This window comes from Saccharopolyspora sp. NPDC045839, from assembly GCF_056431645.1.
This window is the reverse complement of sequence record NZ_JBWKKH010000007.1, coordinates 24,588-43,175: the sequence shown is the minus strand read 5'-3', so window position 1 is coordinate 43,175 and position 18,588 is coordinate 24,588. Positions and strand designations below refer to the sequence as shown.

Here is an 18,588-nt window from a genome sequence, read left to right as displayed (position 1 = left end):
CCTTGCAGCTCCTAACCCGGTGCGGTCGATCACATAGTTGCTCCGATAGGGCGACATTCAAATCGGACATGACGTGAACTGTCAATAGTGGCGATCGAGATGGTGCATCTATTCATCCAACGGGAACATGTGGGTTTAGTATCGACGATGTGGGCGGAGATGCCGTGCTGGACGAGCTCGATCTGAACCTGGTCGCCGCGTTGCAGGAGGCGCCGCGGGCGCCCATCAACGCGCTGGCCGAGGCGCTGGGCAGTTCCCCCAGCACCGTCGGGCGGCGGTTGCAGCGCCTGCACGGCGACCGCCTGTTGCGCGTGATCGGGCAGCTCGACTGGCGGCTGTTCTCCGACACCCATCCCCGGCACGTCTGGATCACCACCGAGGCCGGGCAGCTGCAGAACGTCGCCCACCGCGTCGCCGAACTCCCCGAAGCGCAGTACGTCGCCATGACGACCGGGCGCGCGGACGTGTACTGCACCGTCCACCCGGCGCGCCGGGACGCGGTGAAGGACCTGCTGACGCGGCGCATCCCGGGCCTGGCCGGGGTGGTCGCCACGCAGTCGGACCTGGTGCTGCGGCCCTTCGGCCGGGCCGACGCGTGGCGGGTGCGCCAGCTCGGCGACGACCAGCGCGCCGTGCTCGCCCCGCACCGCATCGAGCAGCCGGAAGATCTTGCGGCCCAAGGGTTTTCCGAGCACGAGCGCCGGGCGGCCCGGATGCTGCACGCCGACGCGCGGCTGACGTCCAGCGAGCTGGCGCGCGACCTGGGCGTCAGCCAGTCCACCGCGCACCGGCTGATCGCCGGGTTGCTGGAGCGGCAGGTCGTCCGGCCGCGCGTCGAGGTGGAGCCCGCCCTGCTGGGCTTCCACCTGGAGGTGGCGCTCTCGCTGACCACCGAGCCGGGCTCCACCGACGAGGTCGGGCGGGCCCTGGGCGGCCATCCCTCCGCCCGCTACGTGTCGATGGTCGCGGGCAACGCGACGGTCATCCACCAGGGCGTCTTCCGGGACGAGGAGCACCTGGCGGACTTCCTCTCCGGCGACCTGGCGCAACTGCGGGGCATCCGGTCCGTTGAGGTCTCGGTCGTTTTGGACGTCCTGCGCCGCTACTGGATCGGCCGGGACCGCAACCGCCTCGGCGAGGCCCGCCTGCCCACCGGCGGCTGATACCCCGGGTCGTGCGCCGGCTGCCGGTCAGCCGTCTCGACCCGTGAGTGCTTTGGGGCGCTATGGCACCCCGAAACACTCACGGGTCACACGGTTTCGAAGGTGGCCATCATGCCCATGTCCTCGTGCTCCGCGTTGTGGCAGTGGAAGACGTAGCGGCCCCGGTAGCCGTCGAAGCGGGTGATGACCTCCACCGCCTCGCCCGGGCCCAGGTCGACGGTGTCCTTCCAGCCGCCGTCCAGCGGGCCGGGCGCGCGGCCGCCGCGGGAGAGGACCTGGAAGTTCACCAGATGCAGGTGGATCGGGTGGTGCAGGTCGGTGACGAAGCGCCAGATCTCCACGTCGCCGAGCCGCGGCCGGGCCGCCACGTAGCCGGTGTCGAACGGGCGGCCGCCGATCAGCCAGCCGTGCCGGTCGCCGTGCCGCCCGCTGCGGAAGGCGAAATCCCTCGTCACCACGGCCTGTTCGCGGCGCAGCGGCTCCACTTCGGACAGTCTCGCCGGGATGGCGGTGTCGTCGCGTTCCCGCCGCGTCACGCGGAACCGCAGCACCTGCGCCGTCGGGCCGGCGCCCAGCCGGTTGACGAGGGTGACCTCGGTGCCGACCGGGTAGCGCCCGAAGTCGACGATCGCGTCGACGCGTTCGGCGGACGCGAGGGTGATGCTGCCGTGCTCGCGCGGGGATTCGAGCAGGCCGCCGTCGGATCCGATCTGCACGAACGCCGGGCCGCCCGGGGGCGGCGGGTCCAGCGCGAGCTCGTAGCGGCGGGCGTTGGAGGCGTTGAGCAGGCGCAGCCGGTGCCGCGTCGCCGACACCTCGTGGACCGGCCACGGCACGCCGTTGACCAGGATGACGTCGCCGAGCACGCCGGCCAGGTAGGGGTCGGTCACGCCGGGCACCCGGGTCAGCGACGGGTCGAGCGACGGGTAGTCGAAGGAGCCGTCCGCGGCGAACGCGCGGTCGGTGATCAGCAGCGGGATCTCGCGCTCGCCGCGCGGCAGCGGGAGGGCGTCCTCCTCGTCGTCGCGCACGATGTGCAACCCGGCCAGCCCGCGGTACACCGCCGGGCCGGTGAAGTCCATCCGGTGGTCGTGGTACCAGAGCAGCGCCGCGCGCTGGTCGAGCGGGAAGGTGTAGTCGCGCGTGCCCTCGGTGATCACGGCCGCCGGGTCGTGCATCGAGTGGTGGCCGCCGGACCAGCCCCGGGCGGGCAGGACCAGGTCGGTGGGGTAGCCGTCGGACTCCGGCGGGGTGTGCCCGCCGTGCAGGTGCACGACGGTCGGCACCGGAAGGTCGTTGCGGTGCCGGACGATCGCGGGGCGGCCGCGCCGGGATTCGATGGTCGGGCCGGGGAAGATGCCTTCGTAGCCCCAGATCGGCGTGCGCACGCCGGGCAGGATCTCCGCCGCCGCCTCCCGGGCGGTGATCTCGTAGTGATCGGCTTTCCCGTCCCGCGCAACGGGTTCGAGCACCGGCGGCAGGCGCAGCGGCAGCTGGAACGGGGCGGGCGGCCGGATCGCGCTGCGCAGGATCGTGCCGGTCGACGTGCGCTGCGCCAGCAGCTGGGGGCCGCCCAGCCCGGCGGCCAGCACCAGCCCGGCGCCGCCGGTGAGGCCGAGGAACCGGCGGCGTCCCAGCCGGCCGCTCATCGGGTCACCTCCGGGAGGCCCAGGGTGCTCGGCCGCAGGAGCGCGATCAGCGAGGTGACGGTCAGGACGATCAGCGCGACGCCCAGCGGGAAGTGCAGGTCGAGCGCGCCTTTCAGGCCGGCGAAGTACTGGACCGTTTCGCCGAGGACGATCAGCAGGGCCACCGCGCTCGGCCAGCGCGCCCCGCGCAGCGCCCACAGCACGATCGCGGCGACGAGCTGCACCAGGGCGAGGTAGAAGACGACGTCGGCGCCGACGGCGTGGTTGTGCAGCATGTCGTAGTCGCCGCTGAGGAAAACGCCCGCGAACACCGGTTGCCCGAAGATGGCGACCGCGTGGGCCGCCGCGACGACGCGGAGCGCGAACAACGCCGGACGGGTCCGGTCTCGGGCAGGTGCGGCCGGTTCGGCCGAAGTGGACGGTCCCATCGCGGTTCTTCCTGAATGGTCGGGATTCTCGGATCAATCGCGACGTTAATGGCGTTCTCCGATGCATTCCAAGGCCAATTTCGCTATGTGCTCATGCCTCATAAGGCATGATGATCTGATGGACCTGCTGCCGCTGCGCTACTTCCAGGCCGTCGCGCGCCACGAGCACATCAGCCGGGCCGCGGTGGAGCTGCGGGTCTCCCAGCCGTCGCTGAGCCGCACCATCGCGCGGCTGGAGACCGAGCTCGGCGTCCCGCTGTTCGACCGGCAGGGGCGTCACATCCGGCTGAACCGCTTCGGCGCGGCGTTCCTGCGGAGGGTCGACCGGGCGCTGGGGGAGCTCGACGACGGCCGGCAGGAGCTCGCCGACGCGGCCGGGCTGGCACACGGCAGCATCGTGGTCGCCTCCGAAACGATGTACACGCTCGTCTCCCCGCTGGTCGGCTTCCGCGCCGAGCACCCGGGCGTCGACGTGCGGCTCTACCAGGCGCCGGCGGAGGTGATGCTGCAACGGCTGCGCCACGGCGAGGTGGACCTCTGCCTGTCGTCGCAGCCGGTGGACGACCCGGCGCTGGAGGTGGCCGAGGTGCTGCGCGAGGAGGTGCTGCTCGCGGTCCCGGCCGGACACCGCTTGGCGTCCCGGGAGAGCGTCGGCATCGAGGAGCTGGCGGGCGAGCCGTTCATCACCACCGACCACGGCTACTGGCCGCGCGTGCTGGCGGAGCGGTTGTTCGCCGCCGCGGGGCAGCCGCTGTCGATCGCCTGCGAGGGCAACGAGCCGGGCGGGACGGCGTTCCTGATCAGCATGGGGCTCGGCGTCGGATTCATCCCGGAGATGGCCGGCCACCACGACATGGCACCGCTGGCGCTGCTGCGCGTCGATTCGCCCGATTGCCACCGCACCCTGTCGTTCGCGTGGCGCCGGGACGCCTACCTCTCCGCGGCCGCGCGCCGGTTCCGGGAGCACGTCACCGACGCCATCCGCCGCGAAGCGGCGAGGTGACGAAACGGTCGAAAAACGCTTTCCGCCACGGGTGTTGCGCCGTTCGGCGGGGGTGGCGCGCGGCCGAACGCGCATAGCTGAGCGGGCTCTCAGATCGGTGTGACAGCCAGACGTGAAAGGAGTTCACTGGATTTCAGCGTCAACGATTGCCTAGTGCGAAGGAATCCGATGTCCACCACCGAGGCGTACACCGATCTTCCCGTCTTCGACCAAGACTTCGTGCAGCACCTGCACGCCCGGTACGACCAGCTGCGGGCCGCCACCCCGGTGCAGCGGATGGTCACGCGGGACGGCCTGGAGGTCTGGGTGATCACCCGCTACGACGAAGCGCGCGCCGCGTTGGCGGACTCCCGGTTCAGCAAGGACGTCACCCGGCTCCGGCTGGTGATCAACGAGAAGCTGCCGCCGGACGCGCACCGCCGGGAGTTCGCCAGCGAGCTGGGCGGGCACATGCTGAACACGGACCCGCCGGACCACACCCGGCTGCGCAAGCTCGTGGTCAAGGCGTTCACCGCGCGCCGGGTGGAGGGCATGCGCCCGCGCGTCGAGGAGATCAGCGCGACGCTGCTGGACGCGATCGCCGATGAGTCCGAAGTGGACCTGCTGGACGCCTTCGCGTTCCCGCTGCCGATCCAGGTGATCTCCGAGCTGCTCGGCGTCGACGAGTCCCGCCGGGACGACTTCCGGGCCTGGACCAACACCCTGCTCGACGCCTCGGACCACGAGTCGGCCAAGCAAGCCGCCGAGGCGGTGGCCGAGTACATGATCGAGCTCATCGAGATCAAGCGCCGCGAACCGGCCGACGACCTGCTCACCGGGCTCATCGAGGCCACCGAGGACGAGGACCGGCTCAGCGAGCAGGAACTGATCTCGATGGTGTTCCTGCTGCTGGTCGCCGGGCACGAGACGACGGTGAACCTGATCGGCAACGGGGTGCTGGCGCTGCTGCGCAACCCCGACCAGTGGGCGGCGCTGGTGGCGGATCCGGGCCTGGTGCCCGCCGCGGTCGAGGAGATGCTGCGCTTCGACGGCCCGTTGATCCACGGGACGTTCCGGTTCACCGCCGAGGCTGTCGAGGTCGGCGGCGTGGAGATCCCGGCGGGCGAGATCGTCTGGGTGGGGCTGGCGTCGGCGAACAACGACCCGGACCGCTTCGCCGAGCCGGAGCGCTTCGACATCGAGCGCGACGCGCACGGCCACCTGGCCTTCGGCCACGGCATCCACTTCTGCCTGGGCGCGCAGCTGGCCCGCCTGGAGGCGCAGATCGCGATCCGGCACCTCGTCGAGCGCTTCCCGAACCTCCGGCCGGTCGGCTCGGTGGAGGACGCCCAGTGGCGCTTCAGCAGCCTGATCCACGGCCTCCGCAGCCTCCCGGTCCACCCCGGAACCCGCTGACCCGAGATGGGTGGTCCGCAGTTTCAATTGAAACTGCGGACCACCGGCTGAAATCGGACTTCCAGTTTCAATTGAAACTGCGACCACACGCGGTGGAGGTGCCGGTCCGAGGTTGAGGGTCCGCAATTTCAATGGAAATCGGACCTTCGATTTCCATTGAAATCGAAGAAGTTGTCCACACTCCCCGGTGTGTCGGGCCACGACATGCCGGACGTTGTGGATGATCCGCAATTTCCATTGAAATTGGACCTTCGATTTCAATGGAAATTGCGGTCACGCGGGCGCGGGGTCACGTGGGCACGGGGTGCTCGGTTGCCGGTGTGGTAGGCGTTTCGTGGCGGGGTGATCTCCTCCTCGAGGAGGAGGTTCCGGGCCGGGTGGCGCGGTTACCTTGGTCCGATGCGGATCTCGTGGCCGGGCCGACCGCTGGTGGCCGACGGCGTGGTGGCGGTGCTCGTCCTCGCATTGGCCGGCGGCACGTCGCTGACCGCCGTGCGGGGCGCCGATCCGCTGCTGTGGGCGGCGCTCCTCGCGGTTTCGGTCTGGCTCTCCGCGAGCCTGGCCTTCCGCCGGGTGCGGCCGACCGGGGCGTTCGTCGCGGGCTCGATCGCGATGCTGGTGCTGGTCGCGCTGCCGGACATCCCCGGCGACATCTCGCCGGTGCTGCTGCCGTTCTCGCTGATCTACCCGGTGCTGCTGTACTCGGTCGTCGCATACGCCGAGCGATCCGCGCTGCCGGTGCTGTGCGGCTTGCTCGGCGCCGCGATCGTCGTCGCACGGGTTCTTTTCGGCTACCCGGCACTTGCGATCGACTGGCCCGCCGTCGTCGGCCTGGGGGCCGGGGCGGTGGGCTCGGTGCTCGCGGCCTGGGCGCTCGGCCGGTACCGGCGGATCAGGATCGCTTACGTGCGCTCGCTGGAGGAGCGCGCGGCGCAGGCGGAGCAGCTGCGCGAGCAGCAGGTGCGCGACGCCATCGCCGCCGAGCGCCGGCTGATCGCCCGGGAGATCCACGACGTGGCCGCGCATTCGCTGGCAGTCGTGCTCGCCCAGGCCGACACCGCGCGACTGGTCTTCGACCGCGATCCGGAGAAGGCGCGGGCGATGATCGGCACGGCGGTGGAGGTCGGCCGGGAAGCGATGGGGGAGATGCGCAGCATGCTCGGCGTGCTGCGCGCCGGCGACGAGAGCATCGAGACCGGCGGCGACCTCTCCGAGCTGGTCGAGAAGTTCCGCGGCACGGGCGCCGACGTCGAGCTGGTCGGCACCGGCACCCCGCGCGAGATCAGCACCGCGCAGCGCCACGCCGTCTACCGGATCGTCCAGGAATCGGTCACCAACGCCCTCAAGCACGTCGGATCCGGGGTCTCCTGCCGGGTCGCCCTGGACTGGGGCGCGGACCGGCTCGTGGTGGCGGTGTCGGACGACGGGCCGGGAACCGCGGCCGATCTCACCGCGCGCGGCGGCTATGGCATCGTCGGCATGGCCGAGCGCATGCGGCAGATCGGAGGCGATTTCGTGGTGCGCAGTGAGCCTGGTGCCGGGACCGAGGTCCGGGCCGAGTTCGGGTATTCCGCGCGATGACGATCCGAGTCGTCGTCGCCGACGACCAGCAGCTCATCCGGTCCGCGCTGACCACCGTGATCGGCCTGCACGACGACCTGGAATGCGTGGCCGAGGCGTCGACGGGCCGGGAGGCCGTCGAGGCGTGCCGGGCCCACCGGGTGGACGTGGTGCTGATGGACATCCGGATGCCCGGCCTGGACGGCATCGCCGCGACCGGGCTGATCACCGGTGAGGTACCCGGCACCCGCGTGCTGGTCCTGACCACGTTCGACCTCGACGAGAACCTGTTCGCCGCGCTGCGGGCCGGCGCCAGCGGATTCCTCACCAAGGACACGCCGGGCGAGGACGTCGTCGACGCGGTCCGGACAGTCCACAAGGGACATTCGATCGTCTCGCCCCGCGCGACCGGGAGCCTGCTGGAACTCGCCCGCCGCGCGGCGCCCCGGCACCGGCCGGCGTGGGAGGCCCTGACCGCCCGGGAACGCGACGTGCTCGTCGAGCTGGCCCGAGGGTCGTCCAACGCCGAGATCGGCGCCGAACTGCACCTGGCGGAGACGACGGTGAAGACCCACGTCGGCGGCATCTTGCGCAAGCTCGGCGTCCGGGACCGGCTGCACGCGGTGATCTGGGCCTACGAGAACGGCGTGGTGTGACCGCGCCTCCTCCTCGAGGAGGAGGAAGCCGGGCCGTCGCGGAGGAGGTCCGCCACCGGTGTCCAGGGTCAACATCGGGTCATGACAACCAAGAGACGTAGTCTTCCGGTCTACCTGGTCGGATTCGTCGGGCTGGCCCTGGTCGCGATCGCGCTGGTCTGCTGGGCGGCCGGTCTCACCAATCCGCTGGCCGATTCCGGCGACAGCTTCGGGCGTTCCCTGGCCTTCTTGCCGCAAACCGCCGCGCACCTGGTCGTGGCCGCGGTCGGCGTGCTCACCATTGCCGCCGCGGTTTGCGCGCGGCGCGACGGGAGAGCTGCTCGAGTCGTCGGGGTGACCGCGACCGGTGCGTTGGTCCTCGTGCTGGACGCGGGCGTGCTGGCCATGCTCGGGTATGTGCCGTTCACGATCATCTCGCTCCTGACGGGGCATGCCGAGCGCCTGAGCGTGTTCCTGTCCACATCGCTGCTGGTCCAGTTCGGCATCGCCGCCGCTGCCGGGAGTCTCCTGTGGATGCAGGTGGTTCGGGCGACGGAGAACGCCGCCGGGAAGGACCCGGCAGCAGCGCACGAGCGCGCCCGGGTGCGGACCCGGCGGTGGACCGTGATCGCCATGGCTGTACCGCTGGCGTACGCGCTTACGCGGTTCCTGATGGCATTGCAGGTGCCCGGTTTCGAAATGCCGCCTGGCGACGCCACCGGAATCCTCGCCCCGCTCGGGCTCGCCCTGGCGGCGACCGGAGGTGCGGTGCTCACCTGGGGGCTGATCCGCCCGTGGGGCGAGCGCTTCCCCCGCTGGATCCCGTGGGCGGCGGGGCGGCGGGTCCCGATCGACCTCGCCGCGGCGCCCCCGCTGGCGGTGTCCCTGCTGGCGCTGGCGGCGTCCAAGCTGCTCTTGGCGCCGACCTTCACGGAGACCGAGCTGGGCTGGGGCGACGTGCTGATCGCGCTGCCGATCTACCTGTGGCCGCTGTGGTCGGTCGCCCTCGTGCTGGCGGCGGTGAACTACCGCATCCGCCGCAGCACCGGTCAGCGCAGCGCGATGATGGTGTAGGGGCCGACCTCGCGCTTGGCGAAGGCGGGCGAGTCGAACACCGCCGGGTCGAAGTAGACGTCGTAGTCCCGGACGTTCGGCAGCTGCGGGAAGGCGTCGTCCTTCAGCTGCAGCACCAGCTTGCCCGCCTCGTCATCCGGGAGCTCCACTGTGGAGTACGGGCTCGCCGGGTTGGTCAGGACGAAGACGTTGGGCGTCTTGAACCGGCTGTCGCGCAGCATGCCGAGGAACTCGTCGGCGGTCTTCGCGGTCGTCCACCGGCGGATCTCGGCGGCCCGCTCCTGGTAGTCCGCCAGCGGGTTGGCGTAGTGCGGCGTCTCCTGCTGGAAACCCCAGTAGGGCTTGAAGGACATCAGCTTGTAGTCGGTCGTGAGCAGCACGTTGTGCTCCGGCGCGCGGCCGGTCAGCTCGGCGATCGCGGCGATCTCGGCGGGGGTCCACGAGCCGAGCTGCTGCGGATCGCGCTGACCCATCGCGTTGTCGCCGGTGGGGTAGTAGTCCGCGTAGGCGCGTTCGACGGACGGCTGCAGCGCCAGCCCGATCGCGCCCTGGTTGATGGTGATCGCGCCGAGCAGCCCGAGCGCGGTGGCGACCATGCTGATCCGCAGCGCGTACCGGGCGTCCAGCTTGTGCCGCAGGTAGCCGATGAGTTCCAGCAGGCCGAAGACGCCCGCGACGGCCAGCGTCACGTCCAGGATCACGTTGAGCCGGAACGCCAGCAGCGTGGTCTTGGCGATCAGCGCCACCGTCGACAGCACGAACCAGCCGTAGACGGCGAGGACGGTGGTCAGCATCGCGGCGGCGACCTCGCTGCGGCGGCACCGCAGCAGCAGCCACACCAGCCCGGCCAGGCACAGCATCCCGAACGCGGTGCCCTCCAGCATCGGCACCGGCAGGAACGCGCCGTCCTCGGGAAGGTAGTGCTGTGCCGCGCTGCGCGGGTTGGCCAGCAGGAAGTTCGTGGACAGCAGGTACGGCAACCAGACCAGCAGCGTGATGGCGAGGCTGACGATGCCGATCGGCAGCAGCCGCAGGAACAGCTGCCGCGCCGTCGGCCACAGCCGCTGCCCCTGGTGCACCCGGAACGCGCCGATGAGCACCGCCATCAGCACGACCATCAGCACCGCGAACGCGAAGTGCAGGGTGTAGGTGATCGCCGCGAAACCGACGTAGCCGCCGATGCAGACGAGCGCCCACCGCGGAGCGCGCTCCTGGCGGCGCAGCGCGTGCCAGGCCAGCACCGCGACCGGCGCCAGCCACGCCGCCGACGGCCACGCGTAGGGCTCCTCGATGCCGTGCAGCATGCCGGCGAGCGCCGTCACCACCGCCGCGAGCAGCGCGAGCCGACGGCGCACCACGACGCTCCACAGCGTGAAGGCGACGACGGTGGTCACCGCCACCCAGGCCAGCGCGTAGGGCTTGTACGCCGCCCAGCCCTCCCAGCCGATGAGGTTGGCGAACCGGCCGCCCAGCCAGAACCAGCCGCCCGGGTAGTAGGGGGAGGTGTCGGCGTAGTTGAGGTCGGCCAGGCCCGGGGTGGTGGCCATCCGGGTCATGTACTGCAGGCGGAATCCGTTGTCCACGGAGGACCCGCCGTAGTAGAACCTGGTGGCCTGCAACGGGATCGCGAGCGCGAACGTGCTGAACGCGCTCAGCGCCACCCAGGTGCCGAACACCCGCGCCCACCGCGGCGAACGGCGATGCCCGAACGCCAGCAGCAGGAACAGCACCGTCAGCACCAGCGCGCTGCTGACGGCCGCGAGGGCCTCCGGCGCGAAGCTGGGTTCGCTGATGCTCAACCTGGTGATGGCGAACTGCAGCACCAGGCTCACCACAGCCGCCACGAACGCGCCCAGCAGCAGCTCGGCGACGGTGCTGCGCAGCGGCAGCCGGACGGCCGAATTTCGGCGAGGTTCGTCGATCGGGCTCGGTCCGGTCAACAGCGGACTCGGCAGGATTCCCGCCACTTCGCGCGTCCTTCGGCGTAGCTGACATGGGGGCTCGCGCAGAATAGTTGATGTGCGCCCTGAGCCCCGCCATCGGGTGATGCTGGCAGGGCGCGGCGGAACGCTAGGGTGACGCAGCAGAACGGTCGTGGTAGCCGCTAGGAGGAGGTCGGCGGGTGGCGGACAGCCCGGTGGAGCCCGGCGGCACGCGCGCCGCCCCGGAGCGGATCGAGCCCAGGGCCGGCGCCGCGGCGGAAGTGCCGGTGCCGCGACTGGCCCCGCCGGTGCCGCCCGTGGTGGTCAAGGCCGACCTGCTGCCCGCGGTGAGCGCGGTGTCGCTGATCGCGCTGCTGGGCCTGCCGATCGGCTGGGTGTGGTCGCGGCTGGCGCCGCCGCAGGAGAGCGTGCTCGGCGAGCGGGGAAGGCTGACCCCGCTGCTGGTGGAGGGCTACCACGACTTCGACGCGATCGCGATCTTCGCCCTGCTCGCCTTCGCCGCCGGGCTGCTGACCGCCGCGGTGCTGTGGCTGCTGCGCGGGCGCCGCGGCCCGGTGCTGCTCATCGCCGGTGTGCTCGGCGCGCTGATCGCGTCGTGGCTGGGCGTGCAGATGGGCACCTCGTTCGCCGCGGGCCTCTACGCGATGCCGCCGAACGCGAAGCTGGGCGACCTGATCACGGTGGCCCCGCAGGTCGCCAGCGGCTGGGTGCTGCTGCTCCAGCCGCTGGGCGTCGCGCTCGGCTACGGCCTCGCGGCCTCCTGGAACGGCCTCGACGACCTCGGCCGCCGCCTGCGCTGAGCGATCACTTCGGCATCGCGCGCAGGGACTGGGTCATCTTGTTCAGCGTGTCGACCGGGACCGCGTCCGGCACGTCCTGATCGGCGACGGCGAGGAACACCATCGAGCTCTGCCCGTCGCTGTTGGTGGCGAGCACGCTGACCACGGCGTTCTTGGAGTCGCACGGGCCGGGCGCCATCAGCGTGACGCGGGCGGTGACCCGGACGGCCGGGAGGCCGCCGGGGAGCTGCACCTGCTCCGGCGGGCCGAGGACGACCAGGGGCTTGTTGCCGTCGCGGACGTAAGCGAGTTCGGCCAGCTTCTGCGCCGTCTCGTTGGCCACCGTGGTGTCGTCCGCGCCCTTGCGCGCGCTCACGCCCGCGGTCGCCCGGAAGCTGCCGGCGTCGCCGGAGCAGAAGCCCTCCATGTAGTCGGCGACGCCGGTCATCGTCACCGGGTCGTCGGGCGGGCCGAAGGCGTGGACGTTCTCCGGGTTGGGGTCGAGCTTCCAGCCCTGGCCGGCCGGCAGGTCGTAGACCGCGCCCCGCTTCGGCACGGTCGCCACCTGCCAGCCGTCCACCACCGGCGTCAGGTTCGGGTTGGCCACCCCGGACGTGGGCGGGGGTGCGCTGGTGGTCGGCTTCGCGGGGGAGCTGGTGCGCGCCGGGGGCGGCGGCGACGCCACCGGCGAGCCGCCGGAGGTGCTGAGCACGACGATCGTCGTGACGATGGCGATCACGGCCACCGAGGCGAGCGCGATCGCCGCGATCATCGGCCCGCGGCTCTTGCCCGGCGGAGCCGGTTGCACCGGGTAGCCGCCGGCCATGCCCGGATGGACCGGCGGCGGCTGCTGCGGCGGCTGCTGGGGTTGTTGCGGCGGCTGCTGGGGTTGCGAGAACGTGCCGAACCCCTGGTACTGCGCGCCGGGTTGCGGCGCCGATCCGCCGGGATTGCCCGCGATGGGCTGTCCCGTGATCGGGTCGTACTGCCCGTACTCGTTGGAGCCCCAGTTGCCAGGTGATGACATGCGGCGATCCTAGCGAGGCGCGTGAATACCTCAGTTGACGCTGGCGTGTTGCGCGAATTCGGTCAGCGGCGCCGGAACCGCGCGGAGCTCGCGGAGGAACTCGGCCTCCCGCAGCAGCAACCGCCGGATGCTGCGCAGCCGCTCCAGCGGATCGGTCTCGGCCAGCAGCTCCTGCCGGTCCTCGACGGTCAGCACGCAATCGTCGGCCAGCAGGTAGGAGAGCGCCGCGGCATCGGCGTCCTCGCCGGGCACGTCGCGCCGCCCGCCGCGCAGCCCGGTGTCGTGGTAGCGCTGGTGGGCCGCGCGGGCGGCGGTGATCAGGTGCTCGCGGCGGGCCGGCGAGTCGTGCTCCGGAGCGGTGTCCGGCAGCCACTCGACCTCGGCCATCAGGTACGGCGCCGCGGCCCGGTCGATCTGCAGCAGCCGGAACCGCCGCTCGCCGGCGGCGCTGATGTCGTAGCGCCCGCCGGGCAGCTGCCGCACCTGGTCCAGCAGCGCCGAGCAGCCGACGTCGTACATCGAGTCGACGTTGTCCTCGCCGACCTCCCAGCCCTGGCGGATGCCCACCACGCCGAACCGGCGGTCGGGCAAGTCCTCGCCGACCAGGTCGGTGACCAGCTGCCGGTAGCGCGGCTCGAAGATGTGCAGCGGCAGGTGGCCGCCCGGCAGCAGCGCGGAGCCCAGCGGGAACAACGGCAGCACGTCAGTCACGCCCCAAACCTACGTGCCAAATCACCCGATGGCACCACAGTGATTCCCGGCGCCGGCCTCAGGCCCGGTCATACGGGTGTCGGGGATCCCACAGTGAGAAGGCGGACGTAATTCCCGCAGGTGGCCGCTACCCGCACCGCCACGAGTCTGGGAACACTCCATTACGCCGGCGGGCGGAACACCGCGAAGGGGTCCGTGACCTGCAGGTCGCGGCACGTGAACTGGAACAGCGCGGGCGGGCGGCCGCCGGCCGGGCCCGCGGGCACCGTCCGGCCGGTGGGTTCCAGCACGCCCCGCCGCGACAGCACGCGCTGCAGGTTCGTGGCCGCGACCTGGTAGCCGAGCGCGGCGGAGTAGATCCGGCGCAGCTCCGAGACGGTGAACTCGGCCGGAGCCAGCGCGAAGCCGATGTTGGTGTAGGACAGCTTCGCGCGCAGCCGGTCCTGCGCTGCGAGCACGATCAGCTCGTGGTCGAAGGCCGTCGGCGGCAGGGCGTCGACCGGGTGCCAGGCGGTGTCGGCGGGCACCTCGGGGTCGATGTCGGAGGGCACCAGGCCGAGGAACGCGGTGGCGACCACCCGGCGGCCGGGCACCCGGTCCGGGTTGCTGAACACCGAGAGCTGCTCGACGTGGGACAGCTTGTGCACGTCGACCTTCTCGGCCAGCTGGCGGCGGATGGAGGTCTCGACGTCCTCGGTCGCCGCGAGCCGCCCGCCGGGCAGTGACCAGCGGTGCACGTCCGGTTCCCGGGCGCGTTGCCAGAGCAGCACCCGCAGCCCGTCGTCGCGGATCTGGAGCACTCCGGCGAGCACTTCGTGACCAGCGTCGCTCTTGTCCGCACAACTTGCGATGTTAGTATGTGGCACGTTTTCGATTCTAAGGCGAAAACCTCGGAGCGCTTGATCCGGGGTGCTAGCGGACCTTCCGGGCGGGTTGTCCCGGAGGGTCCGGCGAGGAGGACGACATGGCCGCGACTGCAACCTGGGAGCGGACCGAGACCGGTTACACCGGGGTGGAGCCCACCGCGGACTGGGCGCGCGAGGTGCGCCGGCTGGCCGACGAGCGGGACGCGGTGCTGCTGGCGCACAACTACCAGCTGCCGGAGATCCAGGACGTCGCTCACCACACCGGCGACTCGCTGGCCCTCAGCCGCATCGCGGCGAACAGCTCCGCGAGCACGATCGTCTTCTGCGGCGTGCACTTCATGGCCGAGACCGCGAAGATCCTCGGCCCGGAGAAGACGGTGCTCATCCCGGATGCCCGGGCGGGCTGTTCGCTGGCCGACTCGATCACCGCGGACGAGCTGCGCGCCTGGAAGGCCGAACACCCCGGCGCGGTCGTGGTGTCCTATGTGAACACCACCGCCGAGGTGAAGGCGGAGACCGACATCTGCTGCACGTCGTCGAACGCGGTGGACGTGGTGCGCTCGATCCCGGCCGACCGCGACGTGCTGTTCTGCCCGGACCAGTTCCTGGGCGCGCACGTCAAACGCGAGACCGGCCGCGAGAACCTGCACATCTGGGCCGGGGAGTGCCACGTGCACGCCGGGATCAACGGGCCCGAGCTCGCCGACCGCGCGGCCGCGAACCCGGACGCGGACCTGTTCATCCACCCCGAGTGCGGCTGCGCCACCTCGGCGCTCTACCTGGCCGGCGAGGGCACCGTCGCCAAGGAGCGGGTGAAGATCCTGTCCACCGGCGACATGCTGACCGCGGCGAAGGAGACCGGCGCGCGCTCGGTGCTGGTGGCCACCGAGATCGGCATGCTGCACCAGCTGCGCCGCGCCGCCCCCGAAATCGACTTCCGCGCGGTCAACGACCGGGCGTCCTGCCGCTACATGAAGATGATCACCCCCGCGGCGCTGCTGCGCTGCCTGCGCGAAGGCGCCGACGAGGTGCACGTGCCGGCGGACGTCGCCGACCGCGCGCGGGCCTCGGTCGAGCGGATGATCGCGATCGGCAAGCCGGGAGGCGGCGAATGAGCTGGGAAGCGGGCGCGGACTTACTCGTCGTCGGCACCGGCGTCGCGGGCCTGACGGCGGCGCTGCGGGCCCGCGAGCTGGGCCTGCGGGTGCTGGTGGTCAGCAAGGACTCCGCGGCGGCGGGCAACACGAGCTGGGCGCAGGGCGGCATCGCCGTGGTCCGGTCCGACGAGCTCGACCCGGGCGACAGCCTGCGCGAGCACGTCGAGGACACGCTGACCGCAGGCGTCGGGCTGTGCTGGCGCCCGGCGGTGCGGGACATCCTCGCCGACGGCGCGGCGGCGATCGCGCGGCTGCAGGCGACCGGCGCCCGGTTCGACGTGGGCCCGGACGGCGAGCTGGCGCGCGCCCGCGAGGGCGGGCACAGCGCGTTCCGCGTGATCCACTCCGGCGGCGACGCGACCGGCGCGGAGGTGCAGCGCGCGCTGTCCGAAGCCGTGCGCGGTGGCGGGATTCCGGTGCTGGAGCAGCATTGCGTCGTCGAGCTGCTGCGCGGCGACAGCGGCGCCGTGGCCGGCGCGGTCGCGATGGACGCCGAGAACAGGCCGGGTGTACTGCGCGCCCCGGCGGTGCTGCTGGCGACCGGCGGGCTCGGCCAGCTCTACGCCGCGACCACCAACCCCGAAGTGTCCACTGCGGACGGAATCGCGCTTGCGCTGCGGGCCGGTGCCTCCGTCGCGGACCTGGAGTTCGTGCAGTTCCACCCGACGGTGCTCTACACGCCGGGCGGGCCGAGGGGGCGGCGGCCGCTGATCACCGAGGCGGTGCGCGGCGAAGGCGCGGTGCTCGTCGACGTGCACGGGCGCCGCGTGATGGAGGGCGCGCACCCGCTCGCCGACCTCGCGCCGCGCGACGTCGTATCGGCGGCGATCAGCAGGCGGGCCGCCGAAACCGGTGCCGAGCACGTGTTCCTCGACGCCACGAGCATCGGGGCCGGGTTCCCCGAGCGGTTCCCGACGGTCCACGCGGCGTGCCGGGCGGCCGGGATCGACCCGGTCCGCGAGCCGATCCCGGTGGCCAGCGCCGCGCACTTCTCCTGCGGCGGCGTGGTGTCCAGTGTGGATGGCCGCACCGCCGTGACCGGGCTCTACGTCGCCGGTGAGGTCGCGTGCACCGGGCTGCACGGCGCGAACCGGCTGGCGTCCAACAGCCTGCTGGAAGGCCTCGTGGTCGGCGGGCGCGCGGCCGAGGCGGTGGCCAAGGACCTGTGCTGCGGGCTGCTCAACCGCAAGCCCGCCGGCACGGCCCTGCAGTCCGCGATGGCGGTGGTCGACCGGGACCTGCTGCAGCGCACCATGAGCCGGTACGCCGGCATCTGGCGCGACGACGAGGGCCTGGCGACCGCGACGAAGGAGCTGGACCGGGCGGCCATCGTCCGTCCACTTAAGAATCGGCAGGTGGTCGAGGACTCCTCGCTGGCGCTGACCGCGCAGGCACTGCTGGCGGCGGCCAGGCAACGCGCGGAGTCCCGCGGCTGCCACCGCCGAACGGATTTCCCGGACACCGATGACCTGCGCTGGCGGCGCAGCACGGTGCTCCGGCTGGACGCCTCGGGGTGCCTCATCCGCACCACGGCCGGGATTGCGAGGGCGGCATGACCATCGATCTGGACGACGCGCGCGAAGTGGTGCGCACGGCACTGGCCGAAGACCTGCGCTACGGGCCGGACGCGACGACCGCGGCGACGGTCCCGGCCGGCGCGGTCGCCGAGGCGGGATTCAACACCCGCAAGGCCGGCGTGGTCTCGGGCCTGCCGCTGGTGCGGCTGGTGCTCGACGAGGTGCTGGGCGCGGACGCCTACGCGGTGCTCTCCGAGCGGGCCGACGGCGACGTGCTGGAGCCCGGCGACTGCGTGCTGCGGGTGAAAGCACCGGTCCGCGGCCTGCTCACGGCGGAGCGCACGGCGCTGAACCTGCTGTGCCACCTCTCGGGCATCGCGACCGCGACGGCCGCGTGGGTCGAGGCGGTCGAGGGCACGGGCTGCCGGATCCGGGACAGCCGCAAGACGCTGCCGGGCCTGCGGGTCCTGCAGAAGTACGCGGTGCGCTGCGGCGGCGGCGTCAACCACCGGATGGGCCTCGGCGACGCGGTGCTGATCAAGGACAACCACGTGGTCGCGGCGGGCTCGGCGGTGGCGGCGGTGCGGGCCTGCCGGGAGCACGCGCCGGACCTGCCGATGGAGGTCGAGGTGTCCACTCTGGACGAACTCGACGAGGTGCTGGCGGAGGACGTGGCGCTGGTCCTGCTGGACAACTTCACCCCGCAGCAGTGCGCGGAAGCGGTGCGCCGGGTCCGCGCGGCGGCGCCGCGAACGGAGCTGGAGGCATCGGGCGGCCTGACCCTGGAGGTGGCGAGGCCCTACGCGGAGACGGGAGTCCAGTACCTGTCGGTGGGAGGCCTGACGCACTCCTCCCCGGCCCTGGACCTCGGCCTGGACATGTGATCACTCGGTGGTCGCGGGCCCGCCGAACAGGCCCGCGTCCCACTGCTCGACCAAGTCCCGATGCGTGCGATGCCATTCGTTGTGCTCGCGACAGTGCCGGAGAGCGTCGTCTCGATCAAACGCGGTGCCGTGCGTATCGAACTCGGTCACAGCAGCGATTCGAAGTCGATGCGCACCTCGACGGGATCGGACACCGCCAGCTTGCCGGTGTCCACCCCGGCGGGCGCGTAGGTCCGGGTCGTGGGGTCGAGGCGGTAGCGGAACGCGGTCAGTCGCCGGTCGTCCTGGTGTTCGCGTTCGATACGCCAGAAGTGTTCGATACCCGCGGCGGCGTACTCGGCGGGCTTGTCGGTTTGGTCGGCGGTGACCGAGCCCGGTGACATCACCTCGACGACCAGCAGGCAGTGCTGCGGGCGAAGCACAGCCTCGTCTGGCAGCGCGGAGTCGTAGACGACGATGTCCGGTCGGCGGTTGAGCAGGGGCACGTCCCGTAGCCGAAGGTCGACATCGAAGTCGACAGTGAGCTCGGGGCCAGCGGCAAGAGCCAGTTCCTCCGCAAGGCGGCGAACGATCCTCTGGTGCGAGCGACGGGGGGCGGGAGTCACGACGATGGCTCCATCGACAATCTCGATGCGGCGGCACACTTCCTCGGGCAGCGCCTCGTAGTCCGCAGCGCTAAGCCCCTCCGGCGGTAGCGTCATCCAGTCAGGAAGTGCGGTCATTGCCGAGCCCTTCTCCCTATGGGTACCGGACCAGCGTAGCTGTAGCGACTTCGTCGCCGGGGATCTTGCAAGATG

18 protein-coding genes are annotated in these 18,588 nt (G+C 71.7%); 10 read left to right on the top strand and 8 right to left on the bottom strand.

Translation table 11 applies throughout. From position 1 onward, the window contains the following. The first annotated feature begins 149 nt into the window (after positions 1–149). Entirely contained in the window at positions 150–1,163 is a 1,014-nt protein-coding gene (locus AC07EQ_RS12250) for an Lrp/AsnC family transcriptional regulator (RefSeq protein ID WP_478388054.1), read from the top strand. 86 nt (positions 1,164–1,249) lie between these two features. On the opposite strand, the gene AC07EQ_RS12245 is transcribed toward AC07EQ_RS12250, so the two are convergent. Both AC07EQ_RS12245 and AC07EQ_RS12240 read right to left on the bottom strand, forming a co-directional pair. After that, positions 1,250–2,812, bottom strand: a complete 1,563-nt coding sequence (locus AC07EQ_RS12245; protein WP_478388053.1) for a multicopper oxidase family protein — start codon at positions 2,810–2,812, stop codon at positions 1,250–1,252. Continuing rightward, positions 2,809–3,240, bottom strand: coding sequence for a hypothetical protein (locus AC07EQ_RS12240; protein ID WP_478388052.1), 432 nt, complete (start codon positions 3,238–3,240; stop codon positions 2,809–2,811). The genes AC07EQ_RS12245 and AC07EQ_RS12240 overlap by 4 nt, the downstream gene beginning before the upstream one ends. A 118-nt stretch (positions 3,241–3,358) precedes the next feature. Between AC07EQ_RS12240 and AC07EQ_RS12235 the strand changes: the two genes are divergently transcribed. The 5 genes from AC07EQ_RS12235 (at position 3,359) to AC07EQ_RS12215 (ending at position 8,907) form a co-directional block, all read left to right on the top strand. Then, on the top strand, positions 3,359–4,243 hold the full coding sequence (locus AC07EQ_RS12235; RefSeq protein ID WP_478388051.1) for a LysR family transcriptional regulator: 885 nt from the start codon (positions 3,359–3,361) through the stop codon (positions 4,241–4,243). A gap of 168 nt (positions 4,244–4,411) precedes the next feature. Next, positions 4,412–5,638: a cytochrome P450 family protein gene (locus tag AC07EQ_RS12230; protein WP_478388050.1), complete on the top strand. Its 1,227-nt coding sequence runs from the start codon at positions 4,412–4,414 to the stop codon at positions 5,636–5,638. Positions 5,639–6,037: 399 nt separating this feature from the next. After that, complete coding sequence (locus AC07EQ_RS12225) at positions 6,038–7,219, top strand: sensor histidine kinase (RefSeq protein WP_478388049.1); 1,182 nt, start codon at positions 6,038–6,040, stop codon at positions 7,217–7,219. Continuing rightward, positions 7,216–7,854, top strand: a complete 639-nt coding sequence (locus AC07EQ_RS12220; RefSeq protein ID WP_478388048.1) for a response regulator transcription factor — start codon at positions 7,216–7,218, stop codon at positions 7,852–7,854. The genes AC07EQ_RS12225 and AC07EQ_RS12220 overlap by 4 nt, the downstream gene beginning before the upstream one ends. A gap of 81 nt (positions 7,855–7,935) precedes the next feature. Beyond that, the gene (locus AC07EQ_RS12215; RefSeq protein WP_478388047.1) at positions 7,936–8,907 is read left to right on the top strand and encodes a hypothetical protein; all 972 of its coding nucleotides are present in this window, start codon (positions 7,936–7,938) and stop codon (positions 8,905–8,907) included. Here AC07EQ_RS12215 and AC07EQ_RS12210 read toward each other — a convergent pair. Then, positions 8,883–10,847, bottom strand: coding sequence for an arabinofuranosyltransferase (locus tag AC07EQ_RS12210; RefSeq protein WP_478388046.1), 1,965 nt, complete (start codon positions 10,845–10,847; stop codon positions 8,883–8,885). The two genes, AC07EQ_RS12215 and AC07EQ_RS12210, sit on opposite strands and share 25 nt — an antisense overlap. 182 nt (positions 10,848–11,029) lie before the next feature. Between AC07EQ_RS12210 and AC07EQ_RS12205 the strand changes: the two genes are divergently transcribed. Next, positions 11,030–11,650 carry a DUF2567 domain-containing protein gene (locus AC07EQ_RS12205; RefSeq protein WP_478388045.1) on the top strand — a complete coding sequence of 207 codons (621 nt, stop codon included), beginning with the start codon at positions 11,030–11,032 and terminating at the stop codon, positions 11,648–11,650. Positions 11,651–11,654: 4 nt separating this feature from the next. Here AC07EQ_RS12205 and AC07EQ_RS12200 read toward each other — a convergent pair whose 3' ends face one another. The 3 genes from AC07EQ_RS12200 to AC07EQ_RS12190 all read right to left on the bottom strand — a co-directional run bounded on the left by AC07EQ_RS12200 (position 11,655) and on the right by AC07EQ_RS12190 (position 14,179). After that, complete coding sequence (locus AC07EQ_RS12200; RefSeq protein WP_478388044.1) at positions 11,655–12,656, bottom strand: DUF8017 domain-containing protein; 1,002 nt, start codon at positions 12,654–12,656, stop codon at positions 11,655–11,657. 30 nt (positions 12,657–12,686) lie between these two features. Next, positions 12,687–13,367, bottom strand: a complete 681-nt coding sequence (locus AC07EQ_RS12195) for an LON peptidase substrate-binding domain-containing protein (protein WP_478388043.1) — start codon at positions 13,365–13,367, stop codon at positions 12,687–12,689. A gap of 161 nt (positions 13,368–13,528) precedes the next feature. Further along, a complete protein-coding gene (locus tag AC07EQ_RS12190; RefSeq protein WP_478388248.1) occupies positions 13,529–14,179 on the bottom strand; it encodes an NUDIX hydrolase in 651 nt (216 codons plus the stop codon). 152 nt (positions 14,180–14,331) lie between these two features. Between AC07EQ_RS12190 and nadA the strand changes: the two genes are divergently transcribed. From nadA to nadC, 3 genes are read left to right on the top strand one after another with little or no spacing between them, the layout of a single operon-like run. Continuing rightward, positions 14,332–15,348 (top strand): quinolinate synthase NadA, encoded by a 1,017-nt coding sequence (gene nadA / locus AC07EQ_RS12185; protein ID WP_478388042.1) that lies wholly within the window; start codon positions 14,332–14,334, stop codon positions 15,346–15,348. After that, positions 15,345–16,946 carry an L-aspartate oxidase gene (locus tag AC07EQ_RS12180; protein WP_478388041.1) on the top strand — a complete coding sequence of 534 codons (1,602 nt, stop codon included), beginning with the start codon at positions 15,345–15,347 and terminating at the stop codon, positions 16,944–16,946. The genes nadA and AC07EQ_RS12180 overlap by 4 nt, the downstream gene beginning before the upstream one ends. After that, the gene (nadC, locus tag AC07EQ_RS12175; protein WP_478388040.1) at positions 16,943–17,791 is read left to right on the top strand and encodes a carboxylating nicotinate-nucleotide diphosphorylase; all 849 of its coding nucleotides are present in this window, start codon (positions 16,943–16,945) and stop codon (positions 17,789–17,791) included. Before AC07EQ_RS12180 ends, nadC begins: the two co-directional genes overlap by 4 nt. Here the strand turns inward: nadC and AC07EQ_RS12170 are convergent, their stop codons facing one another. Together AC07EQ_RS12170 and AC07EQ_RS12165 are read right to left on the bottom strand one after the other, a co-directional pair. Next, positions 17,792–17,941, bottom strand: a complete 150-nt coding sequence (locus AC07EQ_RS12170) for a hypothetical protein (RefSeq protein ID WP_478388039.1) — start codon at positions 17,939–17,941, stop codon at positions 17,792–17,794. Continuing rightward, positions 17,938–18,513, bottom strand: coding sequence for a Uma2 family endonuclease (locus AC07EQ_RS12165; RefSeq protein ID WP_478388038.1), 576 nt, complete (start codon positions 18,511–18,513; stop codon positions 17,938–17,940). The genes AC07EQ_RS12170 and AC07EQ_RS12165 overlap by 4 nt, the downstream gene beginning before the upstream one ends. Positions 18,514–18,588: the final 75 nt, after the last annotated feature.